General features: G+C 67.1%; 27 protein-coding genes and 1 pseudogene. 17 read left to right on the top strand and 11 right to left on the bottom strand.

Annotation, left to right across the window (positions count from 1 at the left end; all coding sequences use genetic code 11):
* Positions 1-99: 99 nt before the first annotated feature.
* The 4 genes from BGI51_RS21995 to BGI51_RS21980 all read left to right on the top strand — a co-directional run bounded on the left by BGI51_RS21995 (position 100) and on the right by BGI51_RS21980 (position 1,685).
* The gene (locus BGI51_RS21995) at positions 100-366 is read left to right on the top strand and encodes a hypothetical protein (protein WP_133861176.1); all 267 of its coding nucleotides are present in this window, start codon (positions 100-102) and stop codon (positions 364-366) included.
* A 2-nt stretch (positions 367-368) separates the two neighbouring features.
* Positions 369-953, top strand: a complete 585-nt coding sequence (locus BGI51_RS21990) for an alpha-ketoglutarate-dependent dioxygenase AlkB family protein (protein ID WP_187979742.1) — start codon at positions 369-371, stop codon at positions 951-953.
* On the top strand, positions 950-1,108 hold the full coding sequence (locus tag BGI51_RS21985) for a hypothetical protein (RefSeq protein ID WP_007160293.1): 159 nt from the start codon (positions 950-952) through the stop codon (positions 1,106-1,108). The genes BGI51_RS21990 and BGI51_RS21985 overlap by 4 nt, the downstream gene beginning before the upstream one ends.
* A 130-nt stretch (positions 1,109-1,238) precedes the next feature.
* The gene (locus BGI51_RS21980; RefSeq protein WP_017642155.1) at positions 1,239-1,685 is read left to right on the top strand and encodes an Hsp20 family protein; all 447 of its coding nucleotides are present in this window, start codon (positions 1,239-1,241) and stop codon (positions 1,683-1,685) included.
* Between the two features lie 66 nt (positions 1,686-1,751).
* Here BGI51_RS21980 and BGI51_RS21975 read toward each other — a convergent pair whose 3' ends face one another.
* A complete protein-coding gene (locus tag BGI51_RS21975; RefSeq protein ID WP_187979741.1) occupies positions 1,752-2,660 on the bottom strand; it encodes a LysR family transcriptional regulator in 909 nt (302 codons plus the stop codon).
* A 91-nt stretch (positions 2,661-2,751) separates the two neighbouring features.
* Here BGI51_RS21975 and BGI51_RS21970 point away from each other — a divergent pair, with 91 nt between their 5' ends.
* Genes BGI51_RS21970 through aroQ form a run of 6 tightly spaced genes read left to right on the top strand, consistent with a single transcriptional unit; the run spans position 2,752 to position 7,060 of the window.
* On the top strand, positions 2,752-3,702 hold the full coding sequence (locus BGI51_RS21970) for a ketopantoate reductase family protein (RefSeq protein WP_187979740.1): 951 nt from the start codon (positions 2,752-2,754) through the stop codon (positions 3,700-3,702).
* Entirely contained in the window at positions 3,699-4,094 is a 396-nt protein-coding gene (locus BGI51_RS21965) for a VOC family protein (RefSeq protein WP_187979739.1), read from the top strand. The genes BGI51_RS21970 and BGI51_RS21965 overlap by 4 nt, the downstream gene beginning before the upstream one ends.
* 8 nt (positions 4,095-4,102) lie before the next feature.
* Positions 4,103-4,561 (top strand): MaoC family dehydratase, encoded by a 459-nt coding sequence (locus BGI51_RS21960; protein ID WP_187979738.1) that lies wholly within the window; start codon positions 4,103-4,105, stop codon positions 4,559-4,561.
* Positions 4,558-5,790 (top strand): CaiB/BaiF CoA transferase family protein, encoded by a 1,233-nt coding sequence (locus BGI51_RS21955; protein WP_187979737.1) that lies wholly within the window; start codon positions 4,558-4,560, stop codon positions 5,788-5,790. The genes BGI51_RS21960 and BGI51_RS21955 overlap by 4 nt, the downstream gene beginning before the upstream one ends.
* Positions 5,787-6,605: a shikimate dehydrogenase gene (aroE, locus tag BGI51_RS21950; RefSeq protein ID WP_187979736.1), complete on the top strand. Its 819-nt coding sequence runs from the start codon at positions 5,787-5,789 to the stop codon at positions 6,603-6,605. The genes BGI51_RS21955 and aroE overlap by 4 nt, the downstream gene beginning before the upstream one ends.
* Before the next feature lie 8 nt (positions 6,606-6,613).
* Positions 6,614-7,060, top strand: a complete 447-nt coding sequence (gene aroQ / locus BGI51_RS21945; RefSeq protein WP_187979735.1) for a type II 3-dehydroquinate dehydratase — start codon at positions 6,614-6,616, stop codon at positions 7,058-7,060.
* A 325-nt stretch (positions 7,061-7,385) separates the two neighbouring features.
* Here aroQ and BGI51_RS21940 read toward each other — a convergent pair whose 3' ends face one another.
* Both BGI51_RS21940 and BGI51_RS21935 read right to left on the bottom strand, forming a co-directional pair.
* Entirely contained in the window at positions 7,386-8,216 is an 831-nt protein-coding gene (locus tag BGI51_RS21940) for a GNAT family N-acetyltransferase (RefSeq protein ID WP_187979734.1), read from the bottom strand.
* The gene (locus BGI51_RS21935; protein WP_187979733.1) at positions 8,207-8,728 is read right to left on the bottom strand and encodes a cupin domain-containing protein; all 522 of its coding nucleotides are present in this window, start codon (positions 8,726-8,728) and stop codon (positions 8,207-8,209) included. The genes BGI51_RS21940 and BGI51_RS21935 overlap by 10 nt, the downstream gene beginning before the upstream one ends.
* Positions 8,729-8,816: 88 nt before the next feature.
* Here BGI51_RS21935 and BGI51_RS21930 point away from each other — a divergent pair, with 88 nt between their 5' ends.
* From BGI51_RS21930 to BGI51_RS21905, 7 genes are read left to right on the top strand one after another with little or no spacing between them, the layout of a single operon-like run.
* Positions 8,817-11,039, top strand: a complete 2,223-nt coding sequence (locus BGI51_RS21930; protein ID WP_187979732.1) for an ABC transporter substrate-binding protein — start codon at positions 8,817-8,819, stop codon at positions 11,037-11,039.
* A complete protein-coding gene (locus BGI51_RS21925) occupies positions 11,036-12,013 on the top strand; it encodes an ABC transporter permease (RefSeq protein ID WP_187979731.1) in 978 nt (325 codons plus the stop codon). The genes BGI51_RS21930 and BGI51_RS21925 overlap by 4 nt, the downstream gene beginning before the upstream one ends.
* Positions 12,014-12,018: 5 nt before the next feature.
* Complete coding sequence (locus BGI51_RS23700; protein ID WP_252977160.1) at positions 12,019-12,924, top strand: hypothetical protein; 906 nt, start codon at positions 12,019-12,021, stop codon at positions 12,922-12,924.
* Positions 12,924-13,475 carry an ABC transporter permease gene (locus BGI51_RS23695; RefSeq protein WP_252977317.1) on the top strand — a complete coding sequence of 184 codons (552 nt, stop codon included), beginning with the start codon at positions 12,924-12,926 and terminating at the stop codon, positions 13,473-13,475. The genes BGI51_RS23700 and BGI51_RS23695 overlap by 1 nt, the downstream gene beginning before the upstream one ends.
* Positions 13,472-15,124, top strand: coding sequence for an ABC transporter ATP-binding protein (locus BGI51_RS21915; protein ID WP_187979730.1), 1,653 nt, complete (start codon positions 13,472-13,474; stop codon positions 15,122-15,124). The genes BGI51_RS23695 and BGI51_RS21915 overlap by 4 nt, the downstream gene beginning before the upstream one ends.
* Entirely contained in the window at positions 15,121-15,657 is a 537-nt protein-coding gene (locus BGI51_RS21910) for a GNAT family N-acetyltransferase (RefSeq protein ID WP_187979729.1), read from the top strand. Before BGI51_RS21915 ends, BGI51_RS21910 begins: the two co-directional genes overlap by 4 nt.
* On the top strand, positions 15,654-16,226 hold the full coding sequence (locus BGI51_RS21905; RefSeq protein WP_187979728.1) for a GNAT family N-acetyltransferase: 573 nt from the start codon (positions 15,654-15,656) through the stop codon (positions 16,224-16,226). Before BGI51_RS21910 ends, BGI51_RS21905 begins: the two co-directional genes overlap by 4 nt.
* A 35-nt stretch (positions 16,227-16,261) precedes the next feature.
* On the opposite strand, the gene BGI51_RS21900 is transcribed toward BGI51_RS21905, so the two are convergent.
* The 8 genes and pseudogenes from BGI51_RS21900 to BGI51_RS21865 all read right to left on the bottom strand — a co-directional run bounded on the left by BGI51_RS21900 (position 16,262) and on the right by BGI51_RS21865 (position 25,375).
* On the bottom strand, positions 16,262-17,473 hold the full coding sequence (locus BGI51_RS21900) for a nitrate/nitrite transporter (protein ID WP_133861158.1): 1,212 nt from the start codon (positions 17,471-17,473) through the stop codon (positions 16,262-16,264).
* Between the two features lie 441 nt (positions 17,474-17,914).
* Positions 17,915-18,430, bottom strand: a complete 516-nt coding sequence (locus BGI51_RS21895; protein ID WP_017642172.1) for a DUF4142 domain-containing protein — start codon at positions 18,428-18,430, stop codon at positions 17,915-17,917.
* Positions 18,431-18,553: 123 nt separating this feature from the next.
* Positions 18,554-19,309, bottom strand: coding sequence for a hypothetical protein (locus tag BGI51_RS21890; RefSeq protein WP_133861156.1), 756 nt, complete (start codon positions 19,307-19,309; stop codon positions 18,554-18,556).
* Complete coding sequence (locus BGI51_RS21885; protein WP_017642174.1) at positions 19,309-19,503, bottom strand: hypothetical protein; 195 nt, start codon at positions 19,501-19,503, stop codon at positions 19,309-19,311. The genes BGI51_RS21890 and BGI51_RS21885 overlap by 1 nt, the downstream gene beginning before the upstream one ends.
* 94 nt (positions 19,504-19,597) lie before the next feature.
* Positions 19,598-20,839 (bottom strand): alanine transaminase, encoded by a 1,242-nt coding sequence (gene alaC / locus BGI51_RS21880; protein WP_187979727.1) that lies wholly within the window; start codon positions 20,837-20,839, stop codon positions 19,598-19,600.
* 133 nt (positions 20,840-20,972) lie between these two features.
* On the bottom strand, positions 20,973-21,545 hold the full coding sequence (locus BGI51_RS21875; protein ID WP_027599890.1) for an ANTAR domain-containing response regulator: 573 nt from the start codon (positions 21,543-21,545) through the stop codon (positions 20,973-20,975).
* Between the two features lie 11 nt (positions 21,546-21,556).
* The gene (locus BGI51_RS21870; protein WP_187979726.1) at positions 21,557-22,753 is read right to left on the bottom strand and encodes a CmpA/NrtA family ABC transporter substrate-binding protein; all 1,197 of its coding nucleotides are present in this window, start codon (positions 22,751-22,753) and stop codon (positions 21,557-21,559) included.
* A gap of 241 nt (positions 22,754-22,994) precedes the next feature.
* Positions 22,995-25,375, bottom strand: a pseudogene (locus BGI51_RS21865) (penicillin acylase family protein).
* Positions 25,376-25,513: the final 138 nt, after the last annotated feature.

The following is a 25,513-nucleotide window of genomic DNA, read 5'->3' as shown; positions in this document are numbered from 1 at the left end:
GCTTCTCCCCAGCTATCAAAAAGCCGGCTATTTTAGCGAAAGCGGAGTCAGAAGCCTAACGCGCTCTTTGCCGCAGTCCGCGAATTCGAGGTCCCCGTCATGATCCCTGCCATTCCGCCGCCCGGCGTGACCCCGCCAAATCAGCTGGATCCCGCCCCGGTGCGGCCCGCCAGCGCCCCCATAGCGCCCGTGCAGCCGGCGGCCGAGACCGCCCACGCACCCCTGGAGGACGAAGCCACCCTGGACCGCGAGGCGCGTCGTCGTCGCCGGCAGCGCGAAGCCCTGCGCCAGGGCTTCGGCGCCGAGCGTGCCCAGGCCCTGGAAGAGCCGGAGCAGGTGGGCGCCCAGGTGGATCTGCGGGTCTAGCCATGGTCGAGCGCCTGGAGCTGGACGATGCCGAGCTGATCTTCCAGCCGCACTGGCTGGCGGCGGAAACCGCCGACGCCTGGCTGCGGCAACTCGACGCCGAAACGCCCTGGAACCAGCCGCAGGTGCGGGTGTACGGGCGCTGGCACCCGGTGCCGCGGCAGGTGGCCTGGTACGCCGACCCGGGCGTGGTCTACGGCTACGCCGGCCTGGACCACGCCGCCTTGCCCTGGACACCCCTGCTGCAGCGGATTCGCGAAGCCGTCGAGGCGGCCTGCGGCCGGGGCTTCAACGGCGTGCTGCTCAATCGCTATCGCGATGGCCAGGACTCCATGGGCTGGCACAGCGACGACGAGGCCAGTCTCGGCGCCAATCCGCTGATCGCCTCGCTCAATCTCGGGGCCGCGCGGCGCTTCGACTTTCGCCGCAAGGGCACCAGCCGCATCGGCCATTCCCTGGAACTGGGTCACGGCAGCCTGCTGGTCATGGCCGGCGCGACCCAGCATCATTGGCAGCACCAGATCGCCAAGACCCGCAAAGCCAGCGGGTTGCGGCTGAATCTCACCTTTCGCCGGATAGCGACATGAGCGACGACAGCAATCTCATCGACTTCACCACCGAGCGCGGCAAGCGCATCCACGACCTCAAGGAGCGCCGCCTGCAGGAGGTGCGCTCGGCCTTCGAGCAGGCGCTGCCGCTGACCGCGGCCAAGAAGAAAAAGCGCAAGCCGAAGAAGAAGTAGCGGGCACTACCGTTCGTCGGGTTTTGTCCTTGAAATTTTTTGGAGAATTCCTATCTAGGTTCGTGCCGGATGCCGAAGTCGGGTCCCGCAGGCAATACCGAAACTTGCTGAACCTATCAGGAGATTCACCATGAGCAATGTACTGTCCCTGGCCCCGCTGTTCCGTCATTCCGTCGGCTTCGACCGGTTCAACGACCTGTTCGAATCCGCGCTGCGCAACGACGCTGGCAGCTCCTATCCGCCCTACAACGTCGAGAAGCACGGTGACGACCAGTATCGCATCGTGATCGCCGCCGCCGGTCTCCAGGAAGATGACCTGGACATCGAAGTCGAGCGTGGCGTGCTCACCGTCAAGGGTGGCCGGCGCGAAAACAGCGCCGAGAGCGTGACCTTCCTGCATCAGGGCATCGCCCAGCGCGCCTTCAAGCTGTCCTTCCGCCTCGCCGACCATATCGAGGTGAAGGGTGCCGATCTCAAGCATGGCCTGCTGAGCATCGAACTGGTGCGCGTGATCCCGGAAGAAGCCAAGCCCAAGCGTATCGCCATCTCCGGCCAGCGCCCAGCCCTGGACAACTGATCGTCCAGGCGTCCTGACCAAGAGCCCCAGCCCTGTGCTGGGGCTCTTTCGTTTGTGGCTACTGCGCTAGCGACGGTGACCGAAGAGCTCCAGCAGCACCCCGCGCAACCAGCGATTGCCGGCATCCTGGTGATAGCGCGCGTGCCAGTGCTGCCTGACCGCGAAGCCCTCGACTGGCAGCGGGCATTCGTGGACCCTGAGGCCGTAGGTCTGCGCCAGGGTGGTGCCGATGTGCCGCGGCAGGGTGACGATGAGGTCGGAGTTGCCGACCACCGCGCCGACGCCCAGAAAGCCGGGTAGCTCCAGCACGATGCGGCGCTGCACCCCGGCGCGCAGAAGGCCCGCTTCCAGCAGCTTCTGCCCGGTGCCGGCGCTGACCAGCACATGGCCCTCCTCGGCATAGGCCGTGGCCGTCAGTTGCTCGCCGAGGCGCGGATGGCGGGCGCTGACCAGGCACACCCAGTCCTGGGGAAACAGCAGTTGCTGATAGAGGCTGCCGCCCAGCCAGGGAATGAAGCCGACCGCCAAGTCGGCTTCGCCGATTTCCAGCGCCTGTTCGGTGTTGCCGTCGATCCGCGCGATTTCCAGCCGCACCCCGGGCGCCACCTCGCGCAGCTGCGCCAGGATCCGTGGCAGCAGGGTAATGTGGCTGGCATCGCTCAGGCAGAGGCGAAACAGCCGCTGGGCGGTGGCGGGCTCGAAGGCGACTTCCCAGGCCACCAGCCGGCGCAGGGATTCGAGCACTTCGCGACATGGGGTGATCAGGGCCTCGGCTTGCGGCGTGGGCTTCATGCCGCCAGGTGTGCGCACGAACAGCGGATCGCGCAGCTGCTGGCGCAACTTGCCCAGCCAGAGGCTGATGGTGGGTTGGCTCTGGCCCAGCTGTTCGGCGGCCCGGGTGACGCTGCCGGTGCGGTAGAGCACCTCGAACAGCATCAGCAGCTTGGGCTCGGGCAGGCCATCCGTGGGTAGCATTATCAGAATTCCTGATGGGCGAATTGAGCTCTTTGTATAGCTCAATAGCAGGCGCGGGCCTAGGGTAGGGCGAAAACAAGGAGCCCGATCCATGAAGATCTGCATCCTCGGGGCCGGTGCCCTGGGCAGCACCTTTGGCGCCTGGTTGAGCGAGGCGGGACACGAGACCTGGCTGCTCAACCGCCCCAATGCCCATATCGAGGCGGTGGCGCGTGACGGCCTGGACATCGAGACCGCCGATGTCCGTCGCCGGGTCCAGGTGCGGGCGGCGGTCAGCGCCGAGGCGGTCGGCGTGGTTGATCTGGTGGTGGTGCTGGTCAAGTCCTTCGCCACCACCGCGGCCATGAGCCATGCCCGGGCGCTGGTCGGTCCGCATACCCTGGTGCTGTCGTTGCAGAACGGCCTCGGTCACGAAGAGCTGCTGGCCGAGATCGTCGGCCAGGAGCGGGTGATCGCCGGCAAGACCTATGTCGGCGGCGTGCTGCTCGGCCCGGGGCGGATCCGCAGCGGGGTGGCGGGCAAGCGCACGCTCATCGGCGAACTCGACGGTCAGCTCTCGGCACGCGTCCAGGCCGTTGCCGCCGTCTTCGAGGACGCCGGGCTGGCCACCACGGTCAGCAGCAACATCCGCGGCACCCTCTGGGACAAGTTGCTGGTCAACGTCGCCACCGGTGCCCTCACCGGCATCACCCAACTCACCTATGGCCAGCTCTACAGCGAGCCGCAGCTGCGCGACACCGCCTTGCAGGCGGTCGCCGAGGCCATCGCGGTGGCCCGCGCCGCCGGGGTCGAACTGGGCCTGCGCGAGCCCCAGGCGGCCTGGGAGCTGGCACGCGAAGGGTTGCCGCCGTCCTTCAAGACCTCCCTGCTGCAGAGCCTGCAGAAGGGCTCCATCACCGAAATCGACTTCATCAACGGCGCGGTGGTGCGGCTCGGCCAGCAGTACCGCGTGCCCACGCCGGTCAACGCCACCCTGGTCGCCTGCATCAAGGGTATCGAGCGCGCCCTGGCCGACCGACAACAAGAGGACGCCAAACCATGAGCATTCCCAAGGCCTATCTGGAACACGTGGCTATCTGGGTGAAGGACATCCACTGGCATATCCGCTTCTTCCACGAGGTGTTCGGCATGACCCTGCGCGAGGTGCAGGGCACGGTCGAACAGCCCAGTCAGTACTGGACGCTGGGCGGGATGCAATTCATGAGCAAGCCTGACTTCGAAGGCCCTGAGGGGCGCCTGGGTCATCTGGGGCTGATGTGCGAGGACCTCGAGGCCGCCCTGGCCGCGGCCCGGCGCTTCGAGGGGGTGGAGCAACTGCCCCAGGGCCCCAACTGGCTGCGCCTGCCCGATGGCCTGGCGCTGGAATTCATCCAGGCCGTGCCGGCCCGCGCCGTGCACGACGCCCTGGCCGTCAACGCCCGTCAAGCCGAGTGACAGCGACCATGACCGTACAGGAAAAATATTTCGAGGATGCCCGCGAGGGCGACGAGGCGCTCACGCCGAGTTACCAGGTCACCAGGGAGCGCATCCTGGCCTACGCCGACCTCACCGGTGACCATACCCCGGTCCATGTCGACGAGGCCTATGCCAATGCCAGCCACTTCGGCGGTCTGGTCGCCCATGGCCTGATGGGGCTGTCCATCGCCGACGGCCTCAAGACCCAGTGCGACTACCGCTTCCTGCCAGGCATGTCACTGGGCTGGACCTGGGATTTCCTCCTGCCGATCCGCGTCGGCGACGAATTGCACGTCAGGGTGCGCGTCGGCGCCATGCGCCCGAGCAAGAGCAGGCCGGGCTGGGGCATCGTGGTGCTGCCCTCGGAGCTGATCAACCAGAAGGGCGAGGTGGTCCAGCGCGGCGAACACCGGCTGATGGTGCCGCGGCGGGAGGGCGTGGTATGAGCCAGCCATTGCCGCTGCACGGCCTGAGGGTCATCGACTACAGCCACTTCCTCGCCGGCCCCTATGTGGGGCGCTGCCTGGCGGCCTTGGGCGCCGAGGTGATCAAGGTGGAGCGCCCGGGCAGTGGCGATGCCGGTCGCCAGCACGCCTTCGTCCTCGATGACCAGCAGAGCGGCTATTTCCTGCAACTCAACATGGGCAAGCAGGGCGTCAGCGTCAACATGAAGGACCCGCGCGGCAAGGCCTTCATGCAGCAGCTCTGCGACAGCGCCGACGTCTTTATCGAGAACTACCGACCCGGCGCCCTGGACAGGCTCGGCCTGGGCTATGCGGAACTGTCGGCGCGCAATCCGCGACTGGTGTACTGCTCGATTTCCGCCTACGGCCACACCGGCCCCGACGCCCATCGCGCCGGCTTCGGGCTGATCGCCGAGGCCAAGAGCGGCATCATGCAGATGGTCGGCACGCCCGGCGAGGCCCCGCCATTGCTGCGGATTTCCCTGGGCGACATGTACACCGGTGCCCATGCGGTGGCTGCCATCAACGCGGCGCTGTTGGGGCGGGTCACCAGCGGCCGTGGCCAGCACATCGACATGGCGCTGTATGACACCCTGGTATCGATGCACGAGTACGCCGTGCAGTGCTATACCCTGTCCGGCGGCGAGATCCTGCCGCAGCAGACCGGCCACGACATGCCCACCTCGACCCTCTATGGCGTGTTTCGCGCCCAGGACGGCGACCTGGTGATCGCCGCCCAGGTGGACGACTCCTGGAAGCGCTTCGCCGCCCTGGTCGAACAGGACGCGGACCAGCCGGGCTTTGGCAGCGACCTGCGCTTCCATACCTCCACCGGCCGCAACGCCCATCGCGAAGCCATCCTGCCCATCGTCAAGGCCTGGGTGGCGGCCAATCCGGTCGCACGGCTGCTGGCCCTGCTCGACGAGATCGACGTGCCCTGTGCCAAGGTGCAGCGCATCGACGAGGTGATCGAGGATCCCCAGATCAAGGCGCGCGGCATGATCCAGGAACAGCAGCACCCGCGCTTCGGCACCCTGCGCATGCCCAATCTGCCGTTCCGCTTTTCCGAGTGCGACACCACCATCCAGCAGGTGGCGCCGGACCTGGGCGAGCACAACGCTGCCGTCGCTCAGAGCCTGGGCTACAGCGCGGAAGACATCGCCCGGCTGCAGGCCGACGGCGTGCTGTTCAGCCAGGAGCCCTGCGCATGACCGACCACTACGCGGTGATCGGCCGCCCGATCAACCACACCAAGTCGCCGCTGATCCATGGCCTGTTCGCCGCCACCACCGGGCAAGACCTGGAATACGGCGCCATCGAGGGCTCGCCGGAAGACTTCGCTGGCGACGTGCAGCGCTTTCGCGCCCAGGGCGGGCAAGGCCTGAACGTGACCGCGCCGTTCAAGCTGCAGGCCTTCCAGCTGGCCACCGAGTCCAGCGAAAGGGCACGGCTGGCCCGGGCGGCCAATGCGCTGAAGTTCGAGGGCGAGCGGGTGCTGGCGGAGAACTTCGATGGCATCGGCCTGCTGCGCGACATCGAGGTCAATCTCGGTCAACCCCTGGCCGGCAAGCGGGTGCTTTTGCTGGGCGCCGGTGGTGCGGTGCGTGGCGCCCTGTTGCCCTTTCTCGCCGCCGGACCGACCGAATTGGTGATGGCCAATCGCGATGAGCGGAAGGCGGCTGAGCTAGCCCAGGAGATCAACCATCCGCTGCTGAGCGTAAAGGGCTACGCATCGCTGGAAGGAGAGACCTTCGATCTGGTGGTCAACGCCACCTCTGCCAGCCTGGTTGGCGAACTGCCGCCGGTGCCGGTGGGCGTCTTCACCCAGGCGGCGCTGGCCTATGAACTGGCCTATGGCAAGGGGCTGACGCCCTTCCTGCGCCTGGCCCAGGAGCAGGGCGTGGCGCAGCTGGCCGATGGCGTGGGCATGCTGGTGGAGCAGGCGGCGGAAGCCTTCGCCTGGTGGCGCGGCGTACGCCCCGAGACCCGGCCGGTCATCGACCAGCTGACCCTTCCCCTGACCTGAGCGAACCCATGAAGATCCTGATGCTGCACGGTATCAACCACAACATGTTCGGCAAGCGCGACCCGGCGCAGTACGGCACCGTGACCCTGACCGAGATCGACGCCAGGCTAACGGCCCTGGGCGCGGAACTGGGCGTCGAGGTGGAAAGCTTCCAGAGCAACCACGAGGGGGCGATGGTGGAGTGCATCCATCGGGGCTACGAGGAGGGCGTCGACGCGGTGCTGATCAACGCCGGCGCCTGGACCCACTACAGCTACGGCATCCGCGACGCCCTGGCGATCCTTGCCGTGCCGGTGGTGGAGCTGCACATGTCCAACATCCACGCGCGCGAGGGTTTCCGCCATCATTCGGTATTCGCCGAGATCGTCCTGGGCCAGATCGCCGGCTTCGGCGTGGACAGCTACCTGCTGGCGCTACGCGCGGCAGTGAGCGAGGCCCAGGCGCGCAAGGCCTGAGCCGCCGCCCCTCACCCCGACCCTCTCCCAGAGGGAGAGGGGGCGCTCCAACGGATCCCGCGTAGCGTGTAAAACCGCGCAGCGTTTTCCACGCGCAAAGGTGTTGGCTGAGGTCATGTTGGGCTTCCCTGCGCTCAACCCAACCTACGGCAGGGTTTCGTAGGTTGGGTTGAGGCGGCTCCATCGCCGAAGCCCAACGGCCGGGTAAGAAGTCGTGCGCAGTCTATCGCGGCCATGGGTCGCTCCTGCAGTGTAGGAGCGGCCCATGGCCGCGATAAATCAGGGTCGGGAGGCGCGGGCTTTCTTCGGCATGAAAGCCGATTTGCTATTCTCTGCCGGCACCTGCCCACAGCAGGGTACCTATACCGGCCTCTACGGCGAACCCCGCCTTGGCATAGAGCCGTTGCGCGTGATGTTCGCTGTCGGCCACGATCACGAAGGCGTCCACGCGATGTCGTTGCTGCCGAAGTACCGTGCCGAGCAAGGCCTGACAGAGTCCGCGTCGACGCCAGTCCAGCCGCGTGGTGACCGCTTGAAAACGGCCCAGCCGGCCCAGGCGATAGAGGCCAAGATATGCCAGCAACCGCTCCTCGCCATCAAATACACCCCACCAGTCGCCAAGGCCGCTGTCGCTCAGTGATCTGTAGCGTCGCGCCTGGTAATCCAGATAGCGCCGATGCGCTTCCGGATGTTCCGCGCCTGGAGTCACTTCTGCCTGGAGTTCACTCCACTGTTGCCAATCGGTTGGCTGTTGGAAGGCTCTGATGTGGAGTCCTTCAGGCAGGATCGGGGCGAGCGGCAGGGCGTCGGCTGCCAGACGCATCGAGACCAGGCGCTGATAATCGTAGCCACAAGGCAGGTCCGCCGGTGGCCCCTTGGCCTGCGGCTCTGGCCAGACGAACGCACGATGCCCCAGGAGCTGCGGGCTACCGAGCAGTTGCTCGAAGTCCGCGGACCAGGCCAGCACCTGCTGGGTGGTCGGGCGCTGGTCCAGCATGAGGTAGTTGCCGAAGTAGTAGTCAGAACAGTCCGGTGTGCGGATCGCCACCTGATGCTCGCCATAGCTGAGGCAGGTATCGGGCGCCAATTGTAGCTGGGTGAGAAGTCCTGCGTTGGCGCGAATGGAGGCGGGGAGTCGCAACGGATTCACGGGCATTCGTCGTCCTCTCGTGGCGACGTTGCCTCACCCGCATGCGGCCCCAACTCCCGCTGCGGACACTCCCGCCACTGCCTATCCCCCAGGCCTGCGGTGTATTCCGGATGCAGCGGATAGTGCAGCCGATTGTCCGCCCGGCTGGTATCGCCCACCACCAGCAGTTCCACCGGCTCCGTGGTCTCGTTGATGAAGGTATGGGCGACACCGTCGCCGGCCTTGAAGCCCACGCCGTCGCCCGGCTTGAGTCGGTGGGCGTGGCCGTCGATCCAGGCGGTGGGATGACCGGCGATCACATAGACGAATTCGTCTTCGGTGGCCTCGGCATGGGGCCTTGAGGTGCGGCGCCCGGGTGGCAGCCATTCATGGTGGATGCCCAAGCGGGCGAAGCCGAAGTGGCGGCCGAAGGCGGCGCCCAGGGAAAAGCGCTCGTCACTGTCAGGATAGCCGGGGCCATCCGGGGCCTGCAGCTGGGTCCAGTGCACGATCTTGTCGAAATCTTTCCGGGATTGCATGGGGTGCTGCGCCTCGCGGGAAAATAGCTCAAGCTTAGTGGTTTAGGCGGATGCTGCCGCCTCAGGTCTCTTTCGGTGCAGGAACGCGATGCCCAGACTGTCCAGACAACTCCTCGCACTCCTGACCCTGGCGCTGCTCGGTGGCTGTTCACCCGATACGCCGATCAACAGCCCCTACCGCGCTGGAGCCGAAGGCCAGAATACCCTCTATACCGCCTTCACTACCCGTTCGCCGAAGTACCTGGATCCGGCCAGTTCCTATTCAGGCGACGAGACCAACTTCACCTACAACATCTATGAGCCGCTCTACGGCTACCACTACTTCAAGCGGCCCTACGAGCTGATCCCCCGCGGCGCGGAGCGGGTGATCGCGCCCTATTACCTGGACACCCAGGGCCGGCGCCTGCCGGATGATGCACCGCCGGCGCAGATCGCTCAGAGCGTCTACGACATCCCCATCCGCCGCGACGCCCGCTACGCGCCCCACCCGGCCTTTGCCCGCGATGCCCAGGGCAATTACCGTTACTTCCCGATCAAGCCGGACGATCTGGCCGATCGCTACCAGATCCCTGACTTCCCCGAGACCGGCAGCCGCGCCCTGACCGCCGCCGACTACGCCTACGGTCTGCGCCGCCTGGCCAGTCCGCGGCTGGTCTCGCCCAGCTATGCCATCTTCGCCGAGCACCTGGTGGGCATGCAGGCCTTTGGCGATGGCCTGCGCGCCGCCGACAAGGCCCTGCGCGCCAGCCTGCCCAAGGCCGCGCCGCTGCCCTGGCTGGACCTGCGCCGGGGCGAGTTGCCCGGGGTCGCGGTGCTGGATGAGCACACCCTTCGCCTGCGGGTGATCGGCAAGTACCCCCAGTTCAACTACTGGCTGGCCATGACCTTCGCCGCGCCGATGCCCTGGGAGGCGGATCGCTTCTACAGCCAGCCGGGCATGACCGAGCACAACCTCGGCTTCAACAGTTGGCCGGTGGGCACCGGCCCCTATCGCCTGGCCGAATCCATCCCCAATCGCCGCCATGTGCTGGCGCGCAATCCCAATTATCACGCCGATCCCTATCCCTGCGAGGGAGAGCCCGAGGATCGCGAACAGGGCCGGCTGGACGATTGCGGCAAGCCCATGCCGCTGATCGACCGCGCGGTGTTCAGCCTGGAAAAGGAAGGGGTGCCGCTGATGGGCAAGTTCATCCAGGGCTACTACGACACCCCCCAGGTCGAGCGCGGCGAATATGGCGTGGCGCTGCGCACCAAGGCCGGTGATTCGGCCGATTCCGCCGAACTCTATCGCGAGCGCGGCCTCAAGTTGCCCACCGCGGTGGAGGCGTCCAACTGGTACCTGGGTTTCAACTGGCTGGATCCGGTGGTGGGGCAGGGCGCCACACCCGAGCAACAGGCCCGCAATCGCAAGTTGCGCCAGGCGCTGTCCATCGCCTTCGACTGGGAGAGCTACATTACCGTCTTCCTCAACGGTAACGGCCTGGTTGCCAATGGCCCTCTGCCGCCGGGCGTGCTGGGCTATGAAGCGCCGCCGGCCGGCAGCAACCCGGTGGTCTATCGGTTGGTGGACGGCAAGCCCGAGCGGCGGCCCATCGAAGAGGCCAGGCAGCTGCTGGCCGACGCCGGCTATCCCGATGGCCGCGACGCCAGGAGCGGGCGGCCGCTAATCCTGCAATACGACGCCCAGAGCAGTGGCGACAGCGCCATGTTCGACTGGATGCGCCAGCAGACCGCCAAGCTGGGTATCCAGCTGGAATTGCGCGGCTCGGACTACAACAGATTCCAGGACAAGATGCGCAAGGGCGCGGCGCAGATCTTCTTCTGGGGCTGGAACGCCGACTATCCCGATGCCGAGAACTTCCTCTTCCTCTTCTACGGCCCCCAGGGCAAGGCCAAGCATGGTGGCGAGAATGCCGGCAACTACAGCAATGCCGAGTACGACCGGCTGTTCGAGCAGATGAAGAGTCTCGACGATGGTCCGGAAAAGGTCGCCCTGATCCGGCGCATGGTCGCCCTCGTGCAGCAGGACGCACCCTGGCTGTTCGGCTGGAATCCCCTGTCGGCCGGGGCCTATCAACAGTGGGTGTACAACGCCAAGCCGACCCAGATGGTGCGCGATCAGCTGCGCTACCTGCGCCTGGACCCGGCGCTGCGCGAGCGCAAGGTGCTGGAGTGGAACCAGCCGGTGCTCTGGCCGCTGTGGCTGCTCTTGGGCCTGGCATTGCTGCTGGCCTGGCCGGCCTGGCGCAGCCTCCGGCGCCGTGACCGCCAGACCGCCTTTGGCGACGACACCGGGGAGGGGCGGTCATGATCGGCTATCTGCTGCGACGCCTGGCCTATGGCGTGCTCATCCTGATCGGGGTGAATCTGCTGACCTTCCTGCTGTTCTTTACCGTCAACACCCCGGACGACATGGCGCGCCTGGCCATCGGTGGCAAGTACGTCACCGCCGAAGCCATCGAGGACTGGAAGGCAGAGCACGGCTACGACAAGCCACTGCTCATCAATACCACCCGTGAAGGAATGGAGCAGTTTACCGATACCCTCTTCTTCGACCGGTCGGTCAGTCTGCTGGTGTTCGGCTTCGGCACCTCCGACAGCGGTCGCGACATCGGCCGGGAGATCGCCGAGCGCGCCGGACCGAGCCTGGCGCTGGCGCTGCCGACCTTTGTCCTAGGCCTGGTCGCCAGCGTCGGTTTCGCCCTCCTGCTGGTGTTCTTTCGCGCCACCCGCCTGGACTTCTGGGGCGTGGTGCTCTGCGTGCTGCTGCTGTCGATCTCCTCGCTGTTCTACATCATCGCCGGCCAGTGGCTGTTCGCGAAGATCCTGCGGCTGGTGCCCTATTCGGGTTATGAGGAAGGCTGGAATCTGCTGCGCTTCCTGGCGCTGCCGGTGCTGGTCGCGGTGATTTCCGGGCTGGGCAGCCAGGCGCGCTTCTATCGCGCGCTGTTTCTCGAGGAGATCGGCAAGGACTATGTGCGCACCGCCCGCGCCAAGGGCCTGGCCGAGCGCCAGGTGCTGTTGCACCACGTCTTGCGCAATGCGGCGCTGCCAATTCTCACCGGCGTGGTCTCGGCCATCCCACTGCTGATCATGGGCAGCCTGATCGCCGAATCCTTCTTTGGCATTCCCGGCCTGGGCAGCTACACCATCGACGCCATCAACGGCCAGGACTTCGCCGTGGTGCGCACCATGGTGTTCCTCGGCTCGGTGCTCTACATCGTCGGCCTGATCCTGGCGGACCTGTCCTACACCCTCGCCGATCCTCGCGTTCGCTTCAGGTAGCCGCCATGCCGAAATTCGTCTTGCTCTGGACCGACCTCGCCCTCTACCTGCTGGTGGCCGGTACCCTGGTCTACGCCTGGCGCACGCGTCGCCAGCCGGCCCTGCGCGCCAGTTGGCGGCGGGTGCTGCAGGATGCGCCGGCGATGAGCGCGGCCGTGATACTGGCCAGCTTCGTCGCCATCGCCCTGCTGGATTCGGTGCACTACCGGCCTCAGTTGCCCGCCACGCCCGGCGCCACGGCGCCGATCTATTCCCCCACGGTGCTCTCGGCCCTCGATGGCCTGCTGGCCGACACCAGCCTGACCCAGCGCGAAAAGACCTATTCCGCGCCACTCGCCACCCACCAGTTCACCAAGGAAACCCTGGGTACCAGCGCCGAGGGCCTGCCGCTGCGCGATTTCCCGCGCCTCAGGCATGCCGCTACCACCTTGAGCGATCCCGCTACCGAGTGGCGGGGCGATCTTCTCAAGCGACTGACGTTGGGCCTGCTCGGCGGTCTGGCGCTGGCCCTGGCGACCGCGGCCCTGGCGACGGCACGGTTGCGCGAGACGGGTGGTTTCGCGGTACGCTGCGGACTCATCCTCCGTGGCCACACCGCCACCCCCTGGCGCGCCATCCTGCTGACCTGGCTGGGCGTCTGCCTGGTAACCGGCAGCGTGATCGCCCTGGCCAGCAACTATCACGTGCTGGGCACCGACAGCACCGGCAACGACGTCCTCTACCAGTCGCTCAAGAGCATCCGCACCGCCTTCGTCATCGGCAGCCTGACCACCCTGGCCATGCTGCCGCCGGCGATCGGCTTCGGCCTGGCCGCCGGCTATTTCAAGGGCCGGGTGGACGACGTCATCACCTACCTCTACACCACCCTGACCTCCATCCCCGGGTGCTGCTGGTGGCGGCCTGCGTGTTGATGATGCAGGTGTTCATCGACCGCCATCCCGAGCTGTTCGACACCGGTGCGGCGCGGGCCGACCTGCGCCTCTTCATGCTCTGCCTGATCCTCGGCCTCACCGGCTGGGCCGGGCTGTGCCGTCTGCTGCGCGCCGAGGCGCTCAAGTTGCGCGAGCTGGAATACGTCCAGGCCGCACGAGCCTTTGGCGTCTCCCACTTCACCATCCTGCGCCGGCACCTGCTGCCCAACGTCTTCTACCTGGTGCTCATCACCCTGACCCTGGAGTTCTCCAGCCTGGTGCTCTACGAGGCGGTGCTGTCCTACCTGGGCATCGGCGTCGACCCGACCATGAATTCCTTTGGCTCCATGATCAACGATGCCCGGACCGAGATGTCCCGTACCCCGATGATCTGGTGGAATCTGCTCAGCGCCTTCGCCTTCATGCTGACCCTGGTGCTGGCGGCCAATCTGTTCGCCGATGCCGTGCGCGACGCCTTCGATCCGCGCAGTCGCCGGCTGAGATCCGCCTGGCTCAGGCGCCGTCCCGGCCAGGGTGAGGTGCAGCCATGACCCCGGTGCTGGAGATTCGCGATCTGGAGATCCTGGTCGAGGGCGAGGAGGGCACACGGCAGGCGGTCCGCGGCCTGAGCCTGGCCATCGCGCGTGGCGAGACCTTCGCCCTGGTAGGCGAGTCGGGCAGTGGCAAGAGCGTCACCGCGCTCTCGCTGCTGCGGCTGCTGCCACCGTCGCTGGGTATCGCCCGCGGCGCGGCGCTGCTGGCCGGGACCGACCTGCATCGACTGCCGGAAGGACGCCTGCGCGAACTGCGCGGCGGGCGCGTCGGCACCATCTTCCAGGAGCCCGCCACCAGCCTGAACCCGGTCATGCGCATCGGCGAGCAGATCGAGGAAACCCTGCGCGCCCATACCGCGCTGCGCGGTGCCGCCACCCGTGCCCGGGTGGTGGAATGGCTGGGCCGGGTCGGCATTCCCGAGCCGGAGCGGCGGATCGACGACTATCCCTTCCAGTTCTCCGGTGGCCAGAAGCAGCGCATCATGCTCGCCCTGGCACTGGCCGCCGAACCGGACCTGCTGATCGCCGATGAACCCACCACGGCGCTGGACGTCACCGTCCAGGCGCAGATCCTCGCGCTGCTGGCCGATATCCAGCGTGAACTGGGCATGGCCATCCTGCTCATCACCCACGATCTGGCGGTGGTGCGCCAGGTGGCCGATCACGTGGCCCTGATGCGCCATGGCGAGATCGTCGAGAGCGCCCCGGCCGCGGAATTCTTCGAGGCGCCCCGGCATCCCTATGCCCGCGAGCTGTTCGCCGCCATTCCCACCTTCGCCAAGCGCGGCCAGACCCTGGCCGGCACCCCGCGTGCCCTGCCGCAGCGCCAGCCGGGCGCGCGGCTGCTGGAGGTGCGTGAGCTGGCCGTGCACTATCCGCTCCGCCGCGGGGCCTGGGGCCGAACGCGGGACTGGGTCAGGGCGGTGGACGGGGTGAGCTTCGACCTGCACGCGGGCGAGACCCTGGCGCTGCTGGGCGAGTCCGGGTGCGGCAAGACCACCACCGGCAAGGCGCTGCTGCGGCTGCTCGATGGACCGCGCATCAGCGGCAGCGCCCAGCTGGGCGGCGAGGACCTGCTCACGGCCGATCGGCGCACCCTGCAGCGGCTACGGCGGCAGATCCAGATCGTCTTCCAGGATCCCTTCGCCTCGCTGGATCCGCGCATGCGCATCGGCGCTACCCTGGAGCAGGGCTTGCTGGCGCTGCGTCCCGAGCTGGATGCCGCCGAGCGCCAGCGCCGCGCCGCGGCCCTGGTGGAGCGGGTCGGGCTGCCCGGCGACACCCTGCAGCGCTTCGCCCACGAATTTTCCGGCGGCCAGCGGCAGCGTATCGCCATCGCCCGGGCGCTGATCGTCGAGCCGCAGGTGCTGGTATGCGACGAACCCACCTCGGCGCTCGACGTCTCGGTGCAGGCGCAGATCCTCGATCTCCTGCGCGAGCTCCAGGCGGAGCGGGGGCTGGCCTATCTGTTCATCACCCATAATTTCGGCGTGGTCGAGTACCTGGCCGATCGCATCGCGGTGATGGACGGCGGCCACATCGTCGAACAGGACAGCGCCGAACGGGTACTGCGTGCGCCCGCTCACGCCATGACCCAACGCCTGCTGGCCGCCGTGCCGCGCCTGGATTTCGGGACCCCGCCATGAATTTTCCACCGCGCATCGCCCTGGCCGACTTCGCGCTGGTCTGGCCGCAACCACGCCTGGCCGAGGCCTTCGCCGAGGCGCTGAACTGGAGCTATGCCGAGCATCGCCGCTTCCTCGGCTGGGCCCGGGAACACACCACGGTCGCCCAGGCTCGCGACAGCCTGCTCGCCGCGCGCGGTGCCTTCACCCTGGCCCAGGGCGAGAAACGCTACTTCCTGGTGCGCGGTGACGCGTTGCTCGGCTGCCTGGGGCTCACGCCACTGGACGGCGGGCGGCGCTACGAGATCGGCTACTGGCTGCACAGCCTGCATACCGGCCAGGGCCTGATGACCGCCGCGTTGCGCTACTTCGTCGAGCAGCGGGGCGCGGCGGGGCTCTTTCTCACCACTTCGGCCGCCAACCACTCCAGCCAACGGCTCGCCGAACGGGTGGGTTTCCGGCGCGTGCGGGTGCTGGAAAACGATCGGCAAGGTCCGGACGGGCAGCGCTGCGCCACCTGGGTCTATGAATTGCCACCGCAGGTGAAGCCATGACCGCCCTGAGCGTTCCGCTGCAGTATCCGCCCCGCTTCGCCGTGACTGAGGCGGTGGAACTGATCGACCTGACCCTGGCCGATCCTGGCGCGGTAGCCGACTACTATCGGCGCAATCGCCAGCACCTGGCGCTGTCGATGCCACGGCGCTCGGATGCCTTCTATACCCTGGCGCAATGGCAGGGGCAGGTAGCGGCGTACCGCGCCGGCGGCCCAGGCCTGAGCGAATTGCGCCTGGTGCTGCGGGCGGGGCCGCTGGTGATAGGTACGGTGAATTTCAGCCAGATGGTTCGCGGCGGTTTCCAGGCCTGCTACCTGGGCTATGGCCTGGATGCAGCCTGGCAGGGACGGGGGCTGATGCGCCAGGCGGTGCGCCTGGGGCGGGACTTCGTCATCGCCGAGCTGGGCCTGAATCGGATCATGGCCAACCATCTGCCGGAGAACCTGCGCAGCGCTCATCTGCTGACCCGCCTCGGCTTCGAGCGCGAGGGTTTGGCGCGGCGCTATCTGGAAATCGACGGGGTCTGGCGGGATCACGTACTGACCAGCTATGTGCGTCCCGCCCCCTGAATGAAAACCGGCGGCACCTGGCCGCCGGACTTCTCTCAGACCCGCGCGGCGGTGACGGCCGCCGAGCCCCAGGTGGTGCGCCAGCGGCGCTTGACGCTGAGCAGGCCGAACCAGGCGAGCACGCCGAGGGCAGCGAACAGCCAGAGGCCCAGCTGATAGTCGCCGGTGGCCTGTTTGACCGCGCCCAGGCCGGCGGTGAGGGCGAAGCCGCCGATGCCGCCCGCCATGCCAATCAGTCCGGTCATGACGCCGATTTCCTTGCGGAAGCGCTGGGGGACCAGCTGGAACACCGCGCCGTTGCCAGCACCCAGGCTGAGCATGGCGACCACGAACAGCGCAAGGGCGGCCATGGCGCTGGGCAGGTGGAAACCCACAGCGGCGATGCAGATGGCCGCGACGGTGTACATGCCGAGCAGCGCGCGGATGCCGCCGATGCGGTCGGCCAGGGCGCCACCCAGGGGCCGCATCAGGCTGCCACCGAAGACACAGGCCGCGGTGTAGTAGCCGGCAACCACCGGCTCCAGGGCGTACTGGTCATGGAAGTAGCCGGGCAGGGTGCTGGCGAGGCCGAGGAAGCCGCCGAAGGTCACGCTGTAGAAGAACATGAACCACCAGCTGTCCTGGTCGCCCAGGGCGCGGCCATAGTCCGCCAGCTTCTTCGGCGCCGGGCGTTCCGGGGCGTTGCGGGCGCAGAGCACGAAGACCACCAGGGTCAGGATCAGCGGGATCAGCGCGAAGCCGAACACGTTGGTCCAGCCAAAGGCCTTGGCCAGTGCCGGGGCGAAGAGGGCGGCGAACACCGTACCCGAGTTGCCCGCGCCGGCGATGCCCAGGGCCTTGCCCTGGTGCTGCGGCGGATACCACTGGGAGGCCAGCGGCAGGGCAACGGCGAAGGAGGCGCCGGCGAAGCCGAGGAACAGGCCCAGCACCAGGGTCTGCTCATAGCTGTGCACGCCATGCTGCCAGGCCACCAGCAGCGCCAGGATCACCACCACCTGGCCGATGATGCCGGCGGTCTTGGGTGACAGTCGATCGGCGACGAAGCCCAGGATCAGGCGCAGGACAGCGCCGGCGAGGATGGGCGTCGCCACCATCATGCTGCGCTGCTGGGTGGTCAGCTGCAGGTCGGTGGCGATCTGCACGGCCATGGGGCCGAGCACGTACCAGACCATGAAACTCAGGTCGAAGTAGAGGAAGGCGGCGAACAGGGTCGGCGCATGGCCGGCTTTCCAGAAACTGGGACTCATGGAGGCACCTCGGGCACGTCACGGGCATGAAAAAGGCGCCAGTCACCCTTGCCCGTTGCCGGGAGGTGAACTGACGCCTTTGTCGATTGAGGTGACCGCCGTTGGCCACCGCTACCCAGGTCTTTGCAAGAGCGAAGCCAAGTTGCGCAAGCCCAGTGTTAGCCGGGGATCGCGATATTGGCAGCGTCTGAACCGGTCAAAGCGCTGCACAAGGATTGAGCGCCGTCACGACAGGTTGCCCCTTGTTGGCGCTTGTGAAGAGGTAGTATGGGCTAGGTTGGATCGCGGCCATGGGCCGCTCCTACGGGTACAGCAGCGTCTGTAGGAGCGGCCCATGGCCGCGATAACGTGCTCGATACCTTCCGTCCGTCTTCGGTGCACTACCTGCAACGCCACGAACGGGTGGGCAGGACAGGACGCCGATACGGCCGCTCCTGGCTGTTACTTCGCGTACTTGGTCTGCAGCGCCTTGGCTTCCTGGAGGTGGTGCTCCAGCTTCGGCAGGGTCTTCTCGGCGAAGGCCTTGAGCGCGGCGTCATCGCCGGTCTTGGCTTCGTTGCGGAAGATCTCGATGGTCTGCTCATGGGCCACGACCTGGTTGTTGGCATAGGAGCGATCGAAGGAATCGTCACGCACCTGCAGGATCATGGCCTTGGCCTTGTCCATCAGCTCGGCGTCGGTGGAGACTTTCAGCTTCTTCTCCTGGGCCAGGCTCTTGAGCTGCTCGTTGGCCTTGGTGTGATCGTCGATCATGCTCTGGGCGAAGGTCTTGATGTCCTGGGACTGGCTCTTTTCCAGGGCCAGCTTGCCTGCCTCGATCTCGGCGATGCCCTTGGCCGAGGCGTCGTCGACGAATTCGGCCGGAGACAGCTTGTCGGCGGCCTGGGCCAGACCGGCACCGGCAGCCAGCAGGATGGCGAGGGACAGGCTGGAGGCTTTCTTCAGCATGGGCGTCATGGACGTGCTCCTGATTTTCTTGGCAGTAAGGGAAGGGCGTCACCGGCTGGCAGTGAACGCGCCTGCAAAATGGGACCTGCCTAAAAAGTCATACGTTCCCTGAAGAAAGCGTGCGAAGCCAGATCAGGTGCGGCTTACGCTTGAGCGAAACGCTTCGTAGGCGTCGAAATCGAAGCGCGTCGCCGAGACGATCTGGCTCTGTTTCAGGGTCAGGTAGATGTCCTTGCCCTTGTCCGCATAGTGGGTGGTGAAGGTCACCCAGAGTTTGTCCTTGTCGCGGTAGCCACTCATGATCGGCTTGATGCAGACGTCCTGGTCGGCCCCTTCCGTTTCGCTAGGCTCGCCGAGGGTAGTGATACGACCGACATACACCTTTCGCTCTTCCAGGGTCAGCATCAGCGTCTCCCTGTTGATGGAGGCGGTCATCAGCAGATCGTCCAGCGGACTGTCCTTGAGGATCCCGGCGAGGATGAAGGTACGGTAGTTGTCCTCGCTCAGGCCGTACTTGCGCTTGATGGTCCAGCGCGCCAGCGCGGCCCAGGCGCCGGGGATCAGCAGGGCGGTCACCGTCACCACCAGGATCCAGGCGGCCTGCAGCGGGTCATCCAGGGTGCCAGTGCGGCGCAGCAGCTCGGCGAGACCGGCGAAGTAGTCGAGAGAGAAGGTTCGCGCGCCCCATGACCAGTGGCGGCCCTGCAGGACTTGGGCGATGCCCAGGTGCAGGATCACGGCGAGCAGGGTGCAGAACAGCCCGAAACGGGCGCTCTGCAGATAGAGGTACTGGCCCTCGTAGCGATGCAGGCGATAGAAATAGAGCGGATGCTTGTGGCAGACGAGAAAGCCACTGACCAGGATCGGCAGGAGCAGCAGCAGGAACATCAGCGGTTGATGAGCCGCCGGGCGCGGTCCAGGTCTTCCTTGAATTCGGGGGAGTCGAAGACCTCCGCCGGATCGATGCGCAGGGTGCCGCGGCCGACCACGCGCATGGACTTGTAGGAGTTGTTGATGCTCGCGGCCAGCTTGAGATCGTCCGCGGAGGGCGATTTGAGCAGGTTGAACAGGCCTTTCAGCATGACGATATCCTGGGGATGCACTAGGCGCTTATAGCTTGGAACACCCGGACTGACAAGAATTCGCCGCGCCGCCAGTCGACGGCGCGGCGAAGACTCAGGCCGGCTCGACGCCGGATTTGCGCGGGGCCGCCTTGGGCAGCAGGCCGTCGGCGCGGAACATCTGCTTGATGCCGCGCACCGCCTGGCGGATGCGGTCCTGGTTCTCGATCAGGGCGAAGCGCACATGGTCGTCGCCATAGTCACCGAAGCCCAACCCCGGCGAGACGCAGACCTTGGCCTCGGCCAGCAGCTTCTTGGCGAATTCCAGCGACCCCAGGTGGGCATAGGGCTCGGGAATCCTGGCCCAGACGTACATCGACGCCTTGGGATTCTCGACCATCCAGCCGGCTTCATGCAGGCCGCGCACCAGCACGTCGCGGCGCTGCTGGTACTGCTGGGCGATGTCGCGCACGCACTGCTGGTCGCCCTCCAGGGCGGCGATGGCGGCCACCTGCAGCGGGGTGAAGGTGCCGTAGTCGTGATAGCTCTTGATCCGCGCCAGGGCGGCGACCAGCTCGGGATTGCCGACCATGAAGCCGATCCGCCAGCCGGCCATGTTGTAGCTCTTGGACAGGGTGAAGAATTCCACCGCGATGTCCTTGGCGCCGGGCACCTGCATGATGGAGGGCGCCTGCCAGCCGTCGAAGACGATGTCGGCATAGGCCAGGTCGTGCACCACCAGCACGTTGTAGCGCTTGGCCAGTTCCACCACGCGCTCGAAGAAATCCAGCTCCACGCACTGGGCGGTGGGGTTGGAGGGGAAGCCGAGGATCATCATCTTCGGCTTGGGAATGCTCTCGCGGATGGCCCGCTCCAGTTCGGCGAAGAAGTCCATGCCCTGCACCAGGGGCACCGAACGCACCTGGGCGCCGGCAATCACCGCGCCGTAGATGTGGATCGGATAGCTTGGGTTGGGCACGAGCACGGTGTCGCCGGCATCCAGGGTGGCCAGCATCAGATGCGCCAGGCCTTCCTTGGAACCTATGGTGACGATGGCTTCGCTGTCGGCATCGATTTCCACCTGATAACGGTCGCGATACCAGTGGGAGATGGCGCGACGCAGACGCGGAATGCCCTTGGAGCTGGAATAGCCGTGGGTGTCCTCGCGCTGGGCGACCTGGCAGAGCTTCTCGACGATGTGCGGCGGGGTCGGACCGTCGGGATTGCCCATGGACAGGTCGATGATGTCCTCACCGCGACGGCGCGCGGCCATCTTGAGTTCGGCGGTGATGTTGAAGACATAGGGGGGCAGGCGATCGATGCGCGCAAAGCGGCGCACGGGACTGGAATCAGTCATGCGTTCCTCGAAGTACGTAAGCGCCCGGAACCGTCCGAGCGACGTGGGTCACAGGAGGTGACCTGCCGCGGACATTAGCCGCAGGTCGCTGCGCTTGTCGAGGAAAAAATCTGACTGGTCCGCGCGGCCTGTCTCAGCCGAGCAATTCGCTCATGGCGATGATCTGGTCGGCCACCTGGATCAGCTTCTGCTGCTTGCTCATGGCCTGGCGGCGCATCAGGGTATAGGCCTCGTCCTCGCTGCAACCGCGCATCTTCATCAGCAGGCCCTTGGCCTGGTCGACCTTCTTGCGCTCCAGCAACTGCTGCTCGCGGGCCTGGAGTTCGGCGCGCAGGGCCTGGTCGGTCTCGAAACGGGCGCGGGCCACATCGATGATGGCCTGCAGGCGGCTGGTCTGGATGCCCTCGACGATGTAGGCGCTGACCCCGGACTGGATGGCCCGGCGCATCACCGCCGGGTCGTGCTCGTCGGTGAACATGACGATGGGGCGTGGCCGGTCGCGGGTGACCAGGCAGACCTGTTCCATGACGTCGCGACCGGGTGATTGGGTGTCGAACAGGATGACGTCCGGCCGCAGGGCCTCGATGCGCGCGGGCAGGTCGATGGTCAGGCCGGATTCCTCGATGACCTCGAAACCGGCTTCGATCAGCGCGGCCTTGAGACGGCCGACCTGCTTGGGGGTGTCGTCGATGAGCAAGATGCGCAAGGTCGTTCTCCCTAGTGATCGCTGAGCGCGTGGATGGCGAAGCTGCGGGCGTAACCGGCCGGATCGCTGCCGTCCCAGATGCGACCGTCGAACAGGGTGCTGCTGCGCCGGGTCGGCGGCACCGCCAGACCGAGGTCGGTGGCAGCCTGCTGGTACAGTTCGGTGCATTGCACGGCCTCGGCGATGGCCAGGTAATCCGGCTCCTCGCGTAGCAAGCCCCAGCGGCGGAACTGGGTAAGGAACCAGAGGCCGTCGGACAGGTATGGCGGATTGACCGTGCCCTGGCGATGGAAGGCCAGGGGATGCTCGTCCTCCCAGTGGCCATCGAGGCCGTCTTCGTAGTGACCGAGAAAGCGCTGGGCGAGCAACGCCGGATCGGTATCCACATAGTCGGCGCCGCTGATCAGCTGGGCGGTGCCCAGGCGATTCTCACGACTTTCCTCGATGAAGCGGCTGGCATCAAGCAGGGTGCGGATCAGCGCCCGGGCGGTGTTGGGATAGCGCTCGGCGAAGCTGCCGGTGCAGGCCAGCACCTTTTCCGGGTGGTCCGGCCAGATGGCCTGGGTGGTGGTCAGGGTGAAGCCCTGGCCGCGCGCCACGGCGGCAGCGCCCCAGGGTTCGCCGACGCAGAAGCCGTCGACTCGGCCGGCAGCCAGGTGCTCGGGCATCTGCGGCGGTGGCACCAGTGCGGTACGCACGTCCTTGAGGGGATGAATGCCCTGGGCGGCGAGCCAGTAGTAGAGCCAGAAGATATGGGTGCCGGTGGGAAAGGTGTGCGCCAGGGTCAGCGGCCTGGCATCCGGCTGGCGAATCCGCTCGACCAGGGAGGCCGTATCCCGGACGCCTTCCCGGGTCAGGCTGCGGGCCAGGTTGAGGCTCTGACCGTTCTGCGCCAGGCTCATGAGCACCGCCATCGGCGTGGCGGCGGCACCGCCCAGTCCGAGCTCGGCGCCATAGACCAGGCCATAGAGGCAATGCGCGGCATCGAGCTGGCCATTGAGCAGGTTGTCGCGCAGCGCCGACCAGGAGGGCTGGCGGTGCAGATTGAGTGTCAGGCCATGGGGTTCGCCAAAGCCCTGGGTCGCCGCCACGATCAGCGAGGCGGCATCGCTCAGGGGCAGGAAGCCCAGATTGAGCTCGGGCTTTTCCGGGGCATCCGAACCCGCGACCCAAAGATGCGCGGCGTGGGGGGAAGGCTGGGCAGGCATGGTGTCTCCGGCGGCTACGGACGTCCAGGCACCGCTTTGTGCACCGCTGTGGACGTCTCGGCTTGAGCCTGCACCATTTTGGTGACAGGCACGGCACCATCACCGGGCGCTCTCACGGCCACGGCGCTTGCCGGACAGCGCCTCTGCGGCGGTCCGCGGCGCGGCGGGAGGAGGGGCGCCGGCTGAGGTCTGACAGAGAAAGGGCAAAACCCGCGCCAAGTCACGGGTTGCCAGGGGAAGATTACTTCTGCGGGATCAGCAGCAGGCGATCACGGCCATAGACGCGCTCCAGATTCTGCGGTTGCAACGGCAGGCTCTGGTATTGGCCGCGGGTCCAGCCCTTGCCCGGGGTGCCGGCCTGGCTCGCCTGCAGGGGCTCGGCCAGGCCGAAGTCCACCACCAGACGCAGCGCCGGCGCCAGCCAGGCCTGGTCATCGCCGCCCCAGTGGCTGGCGGTCAGGTCCAGGGTCGAGCCGTCGCCGCCACTGGCATTGCCATCCAGGCGGTGCAAGCGGCCCCACTGCCAGGCGGCGCGATCACTACCCAGCTTGGCCTCGCAGGTTTCGACGGCCCCGGCCAGCGCGAGGGCGAAGATCGCCGGTTTGTCTTCACGGGCCGGCGTGCTGACGTCATCCCAATAGGGGCTGTCGTCACGGGCCAGGAGATGATCGACGATGGCGTTGTAGCCGGTGTCGCTGAGGGTGGTGAAGGCCTGCCAGGCCGGGCTCCTGGTGCCCCCAATTCATCGGCGAAGGTCTTTTCGGCCAGGGCCTGCAAGAAGGCCTCGTAGAGCGCCGCATCCGCGGAACCGGCGGCCAGGCGACCGTCGAAGCCCTGCAGACGGCGCAGGGCTTCTTCCGCCTGCTGGCGCTGGGTGGCCGGCAGGGCGGCGATGGCCTGGCGCAGTGGCGCGGCGAAGCCGGGGGCGTCGAGCTGGGTCTTGAGCTTGGCGGCCAGGGTGGTGGTCTGGTCCTGCTGCAGGGCCATGGCGTCGCGGGTATCGAGGCGCGCCGAGCGCCCGGCCAGTTGTGCCAGGCGCTCCTGGCGCTCGGGGCCCGACCAGTTGCTGGACAGCTGCATGCCGTAGCCACGCGGCACCACGCGCTGGTTGGCGGCGCCCAGCCAGCCCTGGGCCGGGTCCTGATCGTAGGGGTGCAGCATGGGGTCGGCGTAGCCATCCCAGGCATAGCGCTCGTCCCAGCCGGGCGAGGGCAGCAGCCCCAGGCCGCTGCGGCGATTGGGATAACGGCCGGTCACCTGCCAGCCGACATGCTCGGCATCGGCGAATACCAGATTCCAGTCACTGGCGCGCAGCTCGCGAGCCAGTTCGAAGGCGCGCTCCACGTCCTTGGCGCGGGTGAGGTCGAAGAGGGCGTCCAGGCTCTTGTCGGCTTCCAGGCGACTGCTGCGCAGGGCCAGGCCGTAGCCGTTGGCGTCCGGCGCCAGGGCCAGATTCAGCAGCGGACCGCGCGGACTGGTGTAGAGGGTCTCGCGCCGCGGCTTTTCACCGCGGACGAAAAAGGTCTCCACCCGCTCGCCGGCCGGCTGCCACTGGCCGCCGCTCTGCACCTGCAGGCGACCGCCCTGGCGCTGCAGGCGTTCGAGGTAGAGGTCCTGACTGTCGCCCATCAGGGTCGCGGCGCCCCAGGCCAGCTTGCCGTTGTAGCCGTCGAGCAGCAGCGGCAGGCCGGGCAGGGTGGTGCCCACGGCCTCGAAGCGCGGCGCCCTCAGGGTCACCAGGGTGAAGGGCGACTGGCCGGCAAAGGCGCTGACCTTGTCGACGCCGAGCAGGCTGCGACCGCTGCGGGTATGGCCCGGGGTGGCGGCCCAGGCGGTACCGGTGGGGCCGCCGAAGGGGGCGAGCGCCGCCAATTGCCGCTGGACCTGCAGCAGGGCGTCGAGTCCGGGCAGCTGGCCGCGCAGATTCAGGCCGCGCAACTTGGCGGTCTCTTCTTCCGGTAGAGGTTCGTCGGGGTAGGTGGGCAAGAGCCAGGCCAGGCGTTCGGGACCGACCTGGGCGGCCAGGGCCAGCGCCGCGGTTTCCTTGCGCAGGTCCACCGCCTGGGCGAAGTTGAGCAGTTCGAAGAGCAGGGCGCTGTCTTCGGCTTTCCAGTATTCGGCGCGGTAGTCGTGGCCATCCAGCGCGACCCGCTCGCCGGCGCGATAGAGGTAGGCATTGACACCCCGGGCATAGACCTCGAAGAAGGTCTTCATCCGCGGCGAGGCGTTGCCGTAGGCCACCTGGGCGGCCTTGCGCAGGTCCACGGCACGCATGAATCTGTCGCTGTCCAGGCGGCTTTCACCGTAGGCCTCGGCCAGCCGCCCCTGGGCCAGCAGGCGCAGCTCGACCATCTGCGCCAGGCGTTCGCTGGCGTGGACGTAGCCGAGGGCGAAGAGGGCATCGTGAAAGGTGGTGGTCTCGATCAGCGGCTGGCCGTCGGCATTGCGGCGCACCGAGGCGGTCTGCGCCAGACCGCGCAGCGGCAGGCTGCCCTTGAGTAGCGGCTGGCCGCGGGGCGACGGCTCCTCGGCGAAGTACTGGCAGCCGGCGAGGGCGGTCAGCAGGCCGAGAGTGGCGAGGCGCAGCAGCGCGCGCGAGCGAAACGGGAGAGGCGAGACCATGAACAGCGGACACTCCGAGCGGATGGATGCGAACGGGTGGCTACGTTAGCAGGGTCCACCGGGGGAGCAAGCCTCGGGCGAGGGGTGGCGTCTGGGCGCTGCCGACAGGTCATCGGGAAAGGCGCCTGGCGCGGCACT

The sequence above is a fragment of the Pseudomonas oryzihabitans genome (genome assembly GCF_014522265.1).
In the GTDB taxonomy this organism is placed as follows: domain Bacteria; phylum Pseudomonadota; class Gammaproteobacteria; order Pseudomonadales; family Pseudomonadaceae; genus Chryseomonas; species Chryseomonas aestiva.
Note: the sequence above shows the minus strand (reverse complement) of the source record. Positions and strands in the feature narration are given on the sequence as shown.

Coding starts and splice junctions, on each gene's coding strand:
- BGI51_RS21995 (WP_133861176.1), top strand. CDS start 100: ATGATCCCTGCCATTCCGCCGCCCGGCGTGACCCCGCCAAATCAGCTG.
- BGI51_RS21990 (WP_187979742.1), top strand. CDS start 369: ATGGTCGAGCGCCTGGAGCTGGACGATGCCGAGCTGATCTTCCAGCCG.
- BGI51_RS21985 (WP_007160293.1), top strand. CDS start 950: ATGAGCGACGACAGCAATCTCATCGACTTCACCACCGAGCGCGGCAAG.
- BGI51_RS21980 (WP_017642155.1), top strand. CDS start 1,239: ATGAGCAATGTACTGTCCCTGGCCCCGCTGTTCCGTCATTCCGTCGGC.
- BGI51_RS21975 (WP_187979741.1), bottom strand. CDS start 2,660: ATGCTACCCACGGATGGCCTGCCCGAGCCCAAGCTGCTGATGCTGTTC.
- BGI51_RS21970 (WP_187979740.1), top strand. CDS start 2,752: ATGAAGATCTGCATCCTCGGGGCCGGTGCCCTGGGCAGCACCTTTGGC.
- BGI51_RS21965 (WP_187979739.1), top strand. CDS start 3,699: ATGAGCATTCCCAAGGCCTATCTGGAACACGTGGCTATCTGGGTGAAG.
- BGI51_RS21960 (WP_187979738.1), top strand. CDS start 4,103: ATGACCGTACAGGAAAAATATTTCGAGGATGCCCGCGAGGGCGACGAG.
- BGI51_RS21955 (WP_187979737.1), top strand. CDS start 4,558: ATGAGCCAGCCATTGCCGCTGCACGGCCTGAGGGTCATCGACTACAGC.
- aroE (WP_187979736.1), top strand. CDS start 5,787: ATGACCGACCACTACGCGGTGATCGGCCGCCCGATCAACCACACCAAG.
- aroQ (WP_187979735.1), top strand. CDS start 6,614: ATGAAGATCCTGATGCTGCACGGTATCAACCACAACATGTTCGGCAAG.
- BGI51_RS21940 (WP_187979734.1), bottom strand. CDS start 8,216: ATGCCCGTGAATCCGTTGCGACTCCCCGCCTCCATTCGCGCCAACGCA.
- BGI51_RS21935 (WP_187979733.1), bottom strand. CDS start 8,728: ATGCAATCCCGGAAAGATTTCGACAAGATCGTGCACTGGACCCAGCTG.
- BGI51_RS21930 (WP_187979732.1), top strand. CDS start 8,817: ATGCCCAGACTGTCCAGACAACTCCTCGCACTCCTGACCCTGGCGCTG.
- BGI51_RS21925 (WP_187979731.1), top strand. CDS start 11,036: ATGATCGGCTATCTGCTGCGACGCCTGGCCTATGGCGTGCTCATCCTG.
- BGI51_RS23700 (WP_252977160.1), top strand. CDS start 12,019: ATGCCGAAATTCGTCTTGCTCTGGACCGACCTCGCCCTCTACCTGCTG.
- BGI51_RS23695 (WP_252977317.1), top strand. CDS start 12,924: ATGATGCAGGTGTTCATCGACCGCCATCCCGAGCTGTTCGACACCGGT.
- BGI51_RS21915 (WP_187979730.1), top strand. CDS start 13,472: ATGACCCCGGTGCTGGAGATTCGCGATCTGGAGATCCTGGTCGAGGGC.
- BGI51_RS21910 (WP_187979729.1), top strand. CDS start 15,121: ATGAATTTTCCACCGCGCATCGCCCTGGCCGACTTCGCGCTGGTCTGG.
- BGI51_RS21905 (WP_187979728.1), top strand. CDS start 15,654: ATGACCGCCCTGAGCGTTCCGCTGCAGTATCCGCCCCGCTTCGCCGTG.
- BGI51_RS21900 (WP_133861158.1), bottom strand. CDS start 17,473: ATGAGTCCCAGTTTCTGGAAAGCCGGCCATGCGCCGACCCTGTTCGCC.
- BGI51_RS21895 (WP_017642172.1), bottom strand. CDS start 18,430: ATGACGCCCATGCTGAAGAAAGCCTCCAGCCTGTCCCTCGCCATCCTG.
- BGI51_RS21890 (WP_133861156.1), bottom strand. CDS start 19,309: ATGTTCCTGCTGCTGCTCCTGCCGATCCTGGTCAGTGGCTTTCTCGTC.
- BGI51_RS21885 (WP_017642174.1), bottom strand. CDS start 19,503: ATGCTGAAAGGCCTGTTCAACCTGCTCAAATCGCCCTCCGCGGACGAT.
- alaC (WP_187979727.1), bottom strand. CDS start 20,839: ATGACTGATTCCAGTCCCGTGCGCCGCTTTGCGCGCATCGATCGCCTG.
- BGI51_RS21870 (WP_187979726.1), bottom strand. CDS start 22,753: ATGCCTGCCCAGCCTTCCCCCCACGCCGCGCATCTTTGGGTCGCGGGT.